Genomic DNA, 11,217 nt, shown 5'->3' with positions numbered 1-11,217 from the left:
GGTGCACCGGTCACCTCGCCTCCCGGGTGAGTCCCCGCGCCACAGAGATAGAGGCCTCGAATCGGCGTGCGGTAGTGTGCCCAGCCGGGCAATGGGCGCTCGGCCAGGAATTGGCTCGGGATGATGTCGAGGTGGCGGATATTCCCATCGGTCAGCCCGATCCGCCGTTCCAAATCTTCCGGAGTGAAGAGCTGCCAGTTGGCGATGCACTCACGGATGTCGGGCGCGTAGGTCGCCAGGACATCAATCAGGCGTTCCCCCACCGCCTCGCGGGCCTCGTCCCACGTTCCTTCGGCCAGGTGCGGCGGCGCATAGAGACCCCAAATGGACATGATGTGTTTCCCCGGCGGGGCCATCGTGGCATCGTACCCCGACGGCAATTGGATATCCAGCACGGGTGCGCGCGCGGGTCGTCCACGCCGGGCATCATCCCAGCTTTGCTCGAAATACCCGATCGACGGGGAGATACGAGTGTAGGCGAGGTACCGCGGGTCGTAATCCTTGCCGAGAGAGCGGGAGAAATCAGGGAGCCTGTGCAAGGCGGCGTGAAACTTGAGGTAGGCGGTGCCGGTGCTCAGGCACAGGACGTCCTGCCGAAACCCGACCGGCAAATCCTTCTCACCGACAAGCCCGAGGAACGTGCGCTTTGGATCCGCATTCGACGCGACGACGTGCGCGCGAATCTCCGTGCCGCCTGCCAAGCACACCCCGATGGCGGTGCCGTGTTCAATCAGGATCTGTGAGACCGCCGTGCCCGTCTTCAATGTCGCGCCATATGATCGAGCGGCCGCGGCCATCGCCTGGGTAATGGTCCCCATCCCGCCCTTGACGATCCCAATGTTCTCGCGCGGCGTCAGGGTATTGCATTTGATGTAGGCTAAGCACCACGCGCTGCCGGGAGCCGCGGGATCTCCGACGTCATGCGCGTGGATGAAGGCTCCTCGGATGGCGTCATCTTCGAAGAACTCGGTCACCATCTCCTTCACACTGGCCCGCAAGAGTCCCTCGAGGAACCGTCGGTCCTCTGGCGTCCGCAGCCGGTCGCGCAACTCTGCGACGGTCGGCGGAGGCGTCAGAAAATACGGGAGGAGCAGTCCGGCGGCGCGTTCCCAGAACGCGACCCACTCCGGGTACCTGCCGGCATCGCGCCTCGAGAATCGTCCGATGGCCTCCTGCGTCTGCTCCACGCTGTCCCATACGAGGAACCCTCGGCCGTCCGGAAACACCGAGAACTTTTGCGGGTCGATATGGTAGACGAAAAACCCGTGCCGGCGTAGGTCGAGGTCGTCGATCACCTTGGCCTGCAGCAGGTGGCAGTAGTACGAACACGCCGAAAACCGGTATCCGGGAAACAGCTCCTCGGTGACGCAGGCGCCTCCCAGGATGTCGCGCCGCTCGAGTAGGAGCACGTCCAGACCGGCTTTGGCCAGGTACGCCGCGCACACCAACCCGTTGTGTCCTCCGCCGATGATGATGACGTCGTGCGAGACGGCCGGCATGCTCATCGGTCAGAACCTCGGCGTCGATCGCCGGGGCCGCAGGAGAATGTGCGCCGGCACGAAAGCATAGACGAAGGATAGGTGGGATAGACGTAGCACCGGATACCCTCTACGATGGCCTCGTCCGATCGATTCTTCTCTGCCACCGTCATCTCCGGCCGGCTCCACATCCTCGGGCTCGCCCGGGGAGGGCCATGGACGCCGGGGCGGTTGGAATGGCGGGAGGAATCGGTCCTGGATCTCCTCGTAAACCGAAGAGCCGGTGACCGAAAAGTCACGTCCCCTGAGGAATTGGAGACTATTGTACAGGCTCCGGCCGGAGCGATGCCCTCGCGGTTCCTTTGGATCCACGAAGACCTGGTCGAGGAGGCACGCCGCCTGTGGGAGACCGGCGCATAAGAAGTCGCGAGTCCCCGTCATCGCTTCTTCGCCGCCTCCGTGGTCACGTCAGGGCACCGCGCCGCCGATAATCGCTCCCACCAGGAGCGGCCCGATGTGCGCAAACGCGATGGCCATCCCGCCGAGCCCGGCGACGGCTCCCAGGAGCGGAATCCCGGTCAGTGCTGAAGCCAGCACGAATAAGATGGCGCCAAACAGGATACCGGGCAAGAATGCAGCGATCACGGCAGGACCGACCCCACCGGCCTTCCGACCGCCCACAAATCCCGCGATCGCGGGACCGAGCACCGGCAGCCAGAACAGCAATACGGAGAGCGCGGTCATCCAGAACATGGCGCGGAGGATGCTGCGTTCCACGCTCTACCCGCCCCGGAGGGTTGGATCCAGGACGTCCCGCAGCCAGTCGCCGGTCCGGCTCACCACGACCGAGGTGAGCATCAGAACCAGCCCCGGACAGACCGAGATCCACCATGCGCTGTCGAGATACTCACGCCCCTCCTGGATCATCCCACCCCAAGACGGGGTCGGCGGCTGGATCCCCAGCCCCAGGAAAGACAGCGTGGCCTCGAGCACGATGGCCCGGGCGAGCTCGAGCGTCGCGATCACCATGAAGGTCGAGGCGACGTTGGGTAGGATGTGCCGGACGATGATGCGCGGAACCGAGCCCCCGAGCGCGATGATCGCGTCGACGAACTCGCGGCGGCGGAGCGACAGCACCTGGGAACGCAGCACACGCGTGTACGTCACCCACCCCGACAGACCCACCACGATGATGAGATTCCGGAACGAGGGCCCGAGCACCGCGATGATCCCGATGGCGAGGAGAATGAACGGGAACGCCAGTTGCGCGTCGGCTACTGTCATGACCACCTCGTCGACCCAGCCGCCGTAGAAGCCCACCATGAGCCCGAGCGACCCGCCCACCAGTCCCCCGATGGCAACCGCGGCAAAGCCCACCGTGAGCGAGACGCGGGTGCCGTAGATGATCCGTGAGAGGACGTCGCGGCCCAGGTGGTCTGTCCCCAACAGGTGGGCCTCGCCGTCGGCACCCTGCAGCGTCGGCGCCTCGAGCCGGGCCCGCAGCGAACCGCGTTCGGGATTGTGAGGCGCCAGGTACGGCGCCGCCGTCGCGATCAAGACGAGACCACCGACGAAACCGCACGCGGCCACGATCGACCAAGGGACGCGCCGGCGCCGCGCCGGGTGCTGCGCTGGCAGCCCCCCGGTCGCGCCGAGCGTGGCCACGGCCACCGCGGGCCGGCTCACGAACGCGCCGCCCGGGCTCGGGGATCGAGCACGCCGTAGAGCGCGTCGAGCGCGAGGTTGATGAAAATGAACAGCACCGCCGCGATGAACACGGTGGACTGTACGACCGGGTAGTCGCGGTTGTAGATGGACTGGATGGCCAGCCGTCCCATCCCCGGCCACGAGAAGACCGTCTCGGTCACTACTGCGCCCCCGAGCAGGGTCCCGAATTGCAGGCCCGTGATGGTGAGGATAGGCAGGGCGGCGTTCTTGAGCGTGTGCTTGGCGATCACCATGAATTCCCCCATGCCCTTGGCCCGCGCCGTCCGGATGTAGTCGGCGCGCTGAACCTCCAGCACGGCCGAGCGCGTGATGCGGGCGATCGAGGCCATAGCAAAGGCCCCGAGGGTCAGGGCCGGCAGGACCAGGTACCGCCAGTCCCCACGCCCTGAAGTCGGGAACAGGTTGAGCCAGAGCGAAAACCCCAGGATGAGCAGGATCCCGAGGAAGAACGTCGGGGCCGACTGGCCGACCAGCGCCACCCCCATGGCGGCGTGATCGAGCGGCGAGTTCCGGCGAACCGCCGAGAAGACGCCAATCGGGAACGCAACCACGACGGCAATCAGGAACGCGGCGAGGCCGAGCTCGAATGTCGCCGGCAGGTAGGCGAACGCCACCGCCATCGCCGGCTGCCGGAAGTGGATAGAGCGCCCGAAGTCGCCGTGGAGGACGTTGCCGATGAACACGGCGTACTGCACGGCGAGGGGGCGGTCGAGGCCGAGCTCATGGCGCACGCGCGTGATCTCGACGGTCGGGGCGTCTGGCGGGAGCAGGAGCGGGACCGGGTCGCCCGACAGCCGCATCACCACGAAGACGACCGTCGAGACCAACCACAGCGCTACGAACGCACGGAGCAGCCGATACGCCAGGAAGGCACCGAGGCCGTGCATCGGGGCCCGTCCGGACCGGCGCTACGCGCGCCGCATGCGGAAGTTGAAGCGGCGGACCTCGAACTGCTGATTCGGGTTCGGAATGAACTCGACGTACCGCTCGAACCCGTAGAGCTCGTACGGCTGGAGCACGACGATCCAGGGATTGTGCTCCAGGAAGATCCGGGTCATCTTTTTGTATGCTTGATCGCGGAACTTCTCGTCCAGGCTGAAGCGGGCCGCGTTCCCGAGCTCGTCGAACTCGGGATGCCGCCAGTAGTCCTGGGGGCCACCAGGGCCGAGGAGCCGCCACATCATCCCATCGGGGTCGCCAAGCGTCGAGGTGGGGTCGGACCAGAACATCCCCTTGAAGGATCTGTCCCGGTTCTTCTCCGCCCGCACGGAATACTCGATCACCTCGACCACCGCGTTGACCCCGACATCCTTCCACATCGCGGCGATCGCCTCGGACATCGGCTTGTCGTTCGCCACGTACCCGACCGTGGTCTCAATATAGATGGGCTCATTCTTGTAGCCGGCCTCCCGGAGGTTGGCCTTGGCCTTCGCCGGGTCGTACGGGAGCGGGGGCAGCGAGGCATCGTAGTGATTGTCGCCCTTGGCGATCGGGCCGTTGGGCACGAGCCCCTGGCCGCGCCACAGGTCCTTGACGATCGCCTGCCGGTCGATCGCGAGAGACAGCGCCTGCTTGATCCGCGGGTTGTCGAGCGGCTTGACCTTCGAGTTGACGGCGAGCACGTAGAGCCCGGCGTAGAGCGTGCTCGCTGCGCGAGCCTTGGGGCTGCGGTCCACGCGCGCAACCTGGTCCGGCGGCAGCTGGGTGATCACGTCCACTTCGCCCTTGAGGATCGCGATCACCCGCGAGGCGGTCTCCGGGATCGGCCGGAAGACCACGCGGTCCGTGTCAATCTTCCCGCCCCAGTAGTCGGGGTTGGCTCCCAGGACCAGCCGGTCGTCCTTCGTCCACGACACGAAGCGGACCGGGCCCGTCCCTACCGGCTTCGCGTTGAACGCATCAGGGCCGACCTCGCCAAGGTATTTCTTGGGCACGATCTGCCCGCCGTAGAACGCGAGCCGCGCCGGCAGCAGCGGGTCCGGCTTCTTGGTCGTGAAGATCAGGGTGAAGGGATCGGGAGCGTCGATCCGGTCGATCGTCGTGAACACGGTCGCGACCAACGTCTTTGCGGCCGGATCGTACGTCCGTTCGATCGAGAACTTGGCATCCGCCGACGTGAGGGGATCGCCGTTGTGCCACTTCACCCCCTGGCGCAGCTTGAACCGCCACGTGGTGGGTCCGGTCGACGCCCACTCGGTGGCGAGCCCGGGGTAGAGCTTGCCGTCCGGGTGGCGGCTGGTCAGGTTGTCGAAGATGTTGAAGGAGACCCGGATGTCGTTGGACGAGGTGGACAAGTGAGGATCGAACTTGGAGACATCGCCGCCCTGCGCGACGATCAGCTCGCGCTTCTGGGTGGTCTGCGCGACGGCCGCCTCGGGCCGTGTCGCTTCTAAGAGCCCGGTTGCTGCAATGCCGAGCCCGGCCGCCCGGCCGAGGAAATCACGACGCGACAGTGCCTGAGAGCCCCTCCCGCCTCGCTTCATGATCAACCTCCCCCAGTATCCCTGCCCGAGACCTTCCCCTTCCCCACGTTTCGCGAAACGATGACCCACTTCCCTCCTCCGTAAGGATCCCCTGGTCGGCAGCCCACGAGGGAGGAGCGCGTGGCTTCCGCATCGGAAATCCGGCTATTGGCGATGCGACCTCAGGATCCGACTCCGAAGTCAAAAAGGGGATGGAGATGAGCGCGCGACCCTGCCGTTCAATCATGGTGCTCTTAGTGCTTTCAACCCTAGTCGCGGCGCCTCGGGCGCCGGCCCAGGCTCAAGGGCTGACGTCCCTCAACTTCAGCATGTCGTCCCACAACTTCGATGGGATGTTGGTCTGGATCGCGCAGGACAAGCACCTCTTCGAAAAGTACGGGCTCAGCGTCAATATCATCGAGTTCCAGGGTGGGGCGAAAGGGGTCGTGGCCATGGCTGCCGGCGAGGTACCCATCGGGTCGATCGGGGCCACAGACATCATTAACGCCCGGTCCCGAGGCATCCCGCTCCAGATGATCGCGGGGGTGATCAACAAATTTGCCTTCGATTTCATGGTGGCAAAGAATGTCACCAGTCCGGCGCAACTGAAGGGCACCAAAGGCGCCATCAGCAGCTTCGGCGGCTCGTCTGACTTCGCCATTCGCTACGCCCTGACCACCCTAGGGATCAACCCGCAGGAAGTGACGCTGCTTCAAGTTGGCGACGAAACAGCCCGCTTGGCGGCGCTGCAATCCGGCCAGATCCAGTTCACGGTGCTGTCGGCTGGGATCGACCTGGTCGCGTTCGACTTGGGCTTCAAGCCGTTGCTGAAACTGTATGCTTTGGATCAGCCCTTCGCACAATCAGGGGTCGGCGTCAACACGGCCTGGGCGAACACGCACCCGACCGTGGTGAACTCGTTTCTCCGGGCGATCGTTGCCGCCATGGTCTTCGTCAAGAACCCGCTGAACATCGCCGCGGCGCTGGCGCTGATCCACAAGTATCTCCCGATGAGGGATGACCAATTAAAGCAGGGATTTGAGATCTATCGCGACCGGTTCTTTTCGGTGTATCCGTTGGTCAGCGTGCCCGGGATGGAGTTCATCCTGCACGAGAGAAAGATCACGCAGCCCGTCACGGACTTTTACGACAACAGCTACGTCCAGTCGCTCCAGAACGCCAACTTTGCCGCAACCGCCGGCACGCCCTGATGTCCGCCGCCGTCCACCGTCGCGCTATGACCTCACGGAACGGCCCGATCCCCCGTCGCCGATCGTGTCTCAATCTGGAGGCGCGGCGCGCGTCCGGGATGGTGTGCGCCCCGGCTTCCTGATCGGCGCGCCTTCCGACCGCGAGGAGGCATCCTCTCCAGAGGCATGATCGGCGCGTGCGTCTCGCCTCGGAGCGCGTGTAGCGCCTTCGACAGATACGGCGCTGCTTCCGAAGGGCGTTTCTGTTGAATCAAGAGTTCACCAAGTTCGTTGCAGGCATGCACGAGGTCGGCGCGCAGGCCGAGTTTCTCCAATACCGCGATCGACGTCTCGTATTGCCGTATGGCATCGGGATTACGATGAAGAGCGACGTGGATTCGCGCCCGCGCGAGCTGGACCCGGGCATGCTCCGTGACATCTCCCAATTTCTGGGTGAGCCGCTCGCTCTCCGCCAGTGCCCGCTGCGCGTCCGCGAACAAACCCTTCGCGGCGAACGCGCGCGCAAGCTCGGTCAGGGTCCGGGCCCGCCCCGGATCGTCGCCGACGCGCTCCTTCATGGAAAGACTACTCTTGAAGTGTGTGATCGCCTCCTCGATCTCGCCCTGCTCGACCAGCATGATCCCGATGCTGTTCCGAGCCTGAGCGAGCAGGCTGATGTCCTCCAAAAGCTCAAAGATATGCTCGGCGCGGGTGAAATGCGCGAGCGCGCCGTCGTAGTTGCCTCGTTGCCGCTGGGCCGTCCCGAGCTGTACGTGGACCAACCCAATACGCGGGAGGTCGTGCGTAGGCTCGAGCGTCTTCAGCGCCTCGCGGTACCATTTCGTGGCCTCCGCAACGTCGCCGCTCTCACGGAACGCGTTCCCCAGATTGAGCAACATGCTGCCGGCCAGGGAGAGATCCGGGTTCGTCGATTTTTGCACACAATGGTAGCCCTCGAGAAAATGCTCCCGAGCGGCGGTCAAGTTCCCCCGATAGTACTCGACGAGGCCCAAGACCTGGGACACGCGCGCGAGGTGATGGCTTGATTGCGCTGCCTCCGCCAGTTCTTTCCCGCGCCGCACATTCCGTTGAGCGGCGTCGAATTGCCGAAGGCCCGCGAGCGCCGAGGCGAGGCCGATGTAGGAGTCTGCCTCTGCGCTCACGTCTTTGTGGTGTTTGGCGATTTTGCGCGACTCGGCAAAGAGCTCTGCGGCCTGAGTAAACTCCGCGCGCTTGAGCGAGATCCACGCCGACGCGAGCTTCGCATGCAAGGCTTTTCGACTCAACGTGGTGTCGCCTTCGACGAAGTACCCGATCGGTTTCTGTAATCGTTTCGCCAAAAGCCTCAGGGTCTCGATCGAGGGTTTCGCGCGCCCCATCTCGATTAGGCTGATGAACCCCTTGGACAGGCGGTCGCCCGCGACGGCCGCCTGTGTCAGACCGAGCTCCTGACGCCGGGCCCGGATGCGCTCTCCCAACGATGACGGCACGGTGCACCCTTGAGTGAACGAGTCTGGCTTAACGCTCCGCCATCGCTATTTGCCTATCAGGGCACGAGAGTCCTGCGTTCCTGTGGCACGAGCCCACAAATATACGAAACGGCCGCTTAGTGGCTCCCTCCGGCGTCGTCGCCAAGTGGGATGATGGGCACGCCGGGGCCCGCGGTCTGCAACCCGCCCCCGACCCCGGGCCATGCCGGATGGGCGTTTCGCCCGCCGGAGCTTGGACCCGTCAACCACATCAGAGACGCGATGATGAGTAGAACCGAGAGGTTCCTCATTGCAGGTCACCTCGCCATTTAGTGGCATCGAACGTTCAGTATTCCCTTACTTGATGAGGCGGGGCACTCCTCTGGGGCTATTAATAAAAGGCTCGCATTGTTACGCCGCTGCAACATCGATGCGGATCGATAGGAAATCTACGTAGGATCTCGGGCGAAATTTGGGAGGTTAGAAGGGAGTGGGTCGGAAAGCAGGCAGAGCGGTACCGATCCGACGTTCGAGCCACCACGTGTTTGCTACTGCTATTTATGCCTACGTTACACTTGTGGACGTTGTGGATATTGTGGAAAGACTGTGGATATAGTGTCACAAGCGGATCGCATATGAGCCCCTTGGACCCCGGGATGAGACGAGACTTGCGCGGTTTGATTGAGAGGTAGTGTGACCGAGACCTTGCCCTGCAGTGCCTCGCACCGGTAGGAGCGGGTTGAACGCTCCTACCGGTGACCCTTCGCTATCGGGCTACTTGGGCTTCCAGAGGCCGAGGGCCGCACCGGTCGGGTCGATGATGATGCTAAACCAGCCGGCTCCCTTCACTTCCGTCACGTCCCTCATGACCTGAGCGCCCAGCGACTTGGCTTTTTGCGTCGCGGCGCCAATGTCGTCCACCTGGACATAGGCCAGCCACGCCGAAGGCGCGCCGGGTACGGGGTGTTTCATGAGGCCCCCGCCGGTTCCTTCGCCCACCTTGATCATCGTGTACCCCATGCCATCCATCTCGAGGTCTTCCAGCTGCCATGCGAACAGCTTCCCGTAGAACGCCTTGGCCTTGGCCACATCGGTGGTGTTCAGTTCCACGTGCACGAACGGGTTTGCCATGACCGACCTCCCTCAACTGTGGAATGGTGGCTTTAATGCCCTTCGATACTAAGACGATTTCCCCGGTCCAAAATCGACAACGACGCGTCCGCCCTGCGGGGGCCCCATTTGCATGGTGGCCAGTTTTCGCTGCACAAAACGCCGCTCGGGCTCGGTTCTAGCAACATCCAGCGCTCGAAGGTAACAGAGCGCCGCCTCGTCGACGTGTCCCAGACGACGATGAAACTCGCCCTCCGCCAGGTGCAGAAATAGATATCGTTCCAATTGATGCTCCACGGGAATCGTCTTGAGCGCCGCCAGCCCCGCGGCGGGCCCTTTGATCTGGGCAAGAGCAATGGCCCGGTTGATCAGCACGACGAGCGTCGGTTGTCTCTCCCGCAATAGATCGTACAGAGAAAGAATATGCTCCCAGTTCGTCAGCGTGAAATGCGCCGTGTTCGCATGGATCGCGGCGATTTCAGCCTGTAGATGATATACGGTGAGTTTCTCCCCTCGTGCGGCGCGTTCGAGATGACGCAGGCCGAGGTCGATCATCGGTCGGTCCCACAGACTGCGGTCCTGGTCCTCCAGGAGCAGCAAGTCGCCCGCCGCATCGGTCCGCGCCTCAAGGCGCGCGGCCTGAAACAGCATTAACGCGAGGAGGGCGTGACATTCCGGCTGAGCGGTGATGGGATTTTCCGTCAGCAACATGGCCAGCCAGATCGCCTCAGCGCACAGATCATCCTTGACGAGGCGGTCACCCGCCGTCGCCGCGTAGCCCTCCGTAAAGAGCAGGTACAGCACCTCGAGCACAATATCCAGTCGTTCGGGTAGTTGCTCGGAGCTCGGAACTATAAACCGAATTCCCTGCTCGCGAATCAAGCGCTTCGCACGCACCAGCCGCTGCGCCACCGCGACCTCGGTCGACAGAAATGCACGCGCGATTTCCTCGACGCCAAAGCCACACACGACTTTAAGGGTCAGGGCGATGCTTGCGTGACGCGGGAGCGCCGGATGACAGCAGGCAAAGATGAGCGCGAGCCGGTCGTCCGCGACCTCATCAGAAAACCGAGAAAGGTCCTCGGCCGATGGCGTCTGGGGCTCAGCGATCCCTTCGCGCGCCCAGATTTCCTCTATGTCTTCGAACAGGTGAAGTCTCCGCTCGCTCTTGACGACGTCCAGGGCGCGGTTATAGGCGACCCGCATGAGCCAGGCCTGGGGAAGGCGTGGGACACCTTTGTACGCCCACAGCCGAAGCGCCTGCATCATAGCGAACTGCACGGCGTCTTCGGCCAAACCCGGGCGGTGTACGCCAAACACGCGGACCAGTCGGGAAACCATCCGCCCCACCTCATGGCGAAATAGATGGTCGACCAACTGGTTGACCCTCTCGGAACGCCTGTCCATGGATCCTCCGACGCTCATCAACTCATGGATTCGACTTCGCGCACTTCAACGCGCTGGCCTTCGGTGAGATGGGGACAGGTACGAGCGATTTCAACCGCTTCGCGGTAATCGGCCGCATCGATCACGAAGAAACCGCCGAGAACCTCGTGCGCTTCGCTGTATGGGCCGTCGGTAACCGACACGTTTCCGCGATGCATCCGCAAATGCCGGCCGCCGTCGTCAGTCAGTTTCTCCCCGCCCCGCATCTTGTTGCGTCGCACCAAGTCCTCACGCCACGCCATATACTTTGCAACGATCTTCTGGATCTCCTCGGGTGACAGATTACCGAACCTGGTCGGAGATTGGTACAGGAGCAGCAGGAAACGTGACATAC

10 protein-coding genes are annotated in these 11,217 nt (G+C 63.6%); 1 reads left to right on the top strand and 9 read right to left on the bottom strand.

Annotated features, from left to right (window positions below; genetic code table 11):
- The 5 genes from VFP86_02825 to VFP86_02805 all read right to left on the bottom strand — a co-directional run.
- Window positions 1-1,505: NAD(P)/FAD-dependent oxidoreductase (locus VFP86_02825; protein HET8998561.1), on the bottom strand; the 1,505-nt coding region annotated here is incomplete at its 3' end.
- Window positions 1,506-1,946: 441 nt separating this feature from the next.
- A complete protein-coding gene (locus tag VFP86_02820; GenBank protein ID HET8998560.1) occupies window positions 1,947-2,255 on the bottom strand; it encodes a hypothetical protein in 309 nt (102 codons plus the stop codon).
- Window positions 2,256-2,258: 3 nt separating this feature from the next.
- The gene (locus VFP86_02815) at window positions 2,259-3,164 is read right to left on the bottom strand and encodes an ABC transporter permease (protein ID HET8998559.1); all 906 of its coding nucleotides are present in this window, start codon (window positions 3,162-3,164) and stop codon (window positions 2,259-2,261) included.
- The gene (locus VFP86_02810; protein HET8998558.1) at window positions 3,161-4,093 is read right to left on the bottom strand and encodes an ABC transporter permease; all 933 of its coding nucleotides are present in this window, start codon (window positions 4,091-4,093) and stop codon (window positions 3,161-3,163) included. The genes VFP86_02815 and VFP86_02810 overlap by 4 nt, the downstream gene beginning before the upstream one ends.
- A gap of 21 nt (window positions 4,094-4,114) precedes the next feature.
- Window positions 4,115-5,689: an ABC transporter substrate-binding protein gene (locus VFP86_02805; GenBank protein HET8998557.1), complete on the bottom strand. Its 1,575-nt coding sequence runs from the start codon at window positions 5,687-5,689 to the stop codon at window positions 4,115-4,117.
- A gap of 197 nt (window positions 5,690-5,886) precedes the next feature.
- On the opposite strand from VFP86_02805, the gene VFP86_02800 reads away from it, so the two are divergent.
- Window positions 5,887-6,879, top strand: a complete 993-nt coding sequence (locus VFP86_02800; protein HET8998556.1) for an ABC transporter substrate-binding protein — start codon at window positions 5,887-5,889, stop codon at window positions 6,877-6,879.
- Between the two features lie 32 nt (window positions 6,880-6,911).
- Here VFP86_02800 and VFP86_02795 read toward each other — a convergent pair whose 3' ends face one another.
- The 4 genes from VFP86_02795 to VFP86_02780 form a co-directional block, all read right to left on the bottom strand.
- Window positions 6,912-8,348 (bottom strand): tetratricopeptide repeat protein, encoded by a 1,437-nt coding sequence (locus VFP86_02795; GenBank protein ID HET8998555.1) that lies wholly within the window; start codon window positions 8,346-8,348, stop codon window positions 6,912-6,914.
- A 753-nt stretch (window positions 8,349-9,101) separates the two neighbouring features.
- The gene (locus VFP86_02790; GenBank protein HET8998554.1) at window positions 9,102-9,458 is read right to left on the bottom strand and encodes a VOC family protein; all 357 of its coding nucleotides are present in this window, start codon (window positions 9,456-9,458) and stop codon (window positions 9,102-9,104) included.
- Window positions 9,459-9,506: 48 nt separating this feature from the next.
- Window positions 9,507-10,844: a DUF6596 domain-containing protein gene (locus tag VFP86_02785; GenBank protein HET8998553.1), complete on the bottom strand. Its 1,338-nt coding sequence runs from the start codon at window positions 10,842-10,844 to the stop codon at window positions 9,507-9,509.
- 17 nt (window positions 10,845-10,861) lie between these two features.
- The gene (locus VFP86_02780; GenBank protein ID HET8998552.1) at window positions 10,862-11,215 is read right to left on the bottom strand and encodes a YciI family protein; all 354 of its coding nucleotides are present in this window, start codon (window positions 11,213-11,215) and stop codon (window positions 10,862-10,864) included.
- Window positions 11,216-11,217: the final 2 nt, after the last annotated feature.

This window comes from bacterium, assembly GCA_035703895.1.
In the GTDB taxonomy this organism is placed as follows: domain Bacteria; phylum Sysuimicrobiota; class Sysuimicrobiia; order Sysuimicrobiales; family Segetimicrobiaceae; genus Segetimicrobium.
This window is presented reverse-complemented; position numbering and strand designations above follow the sequence as displayed.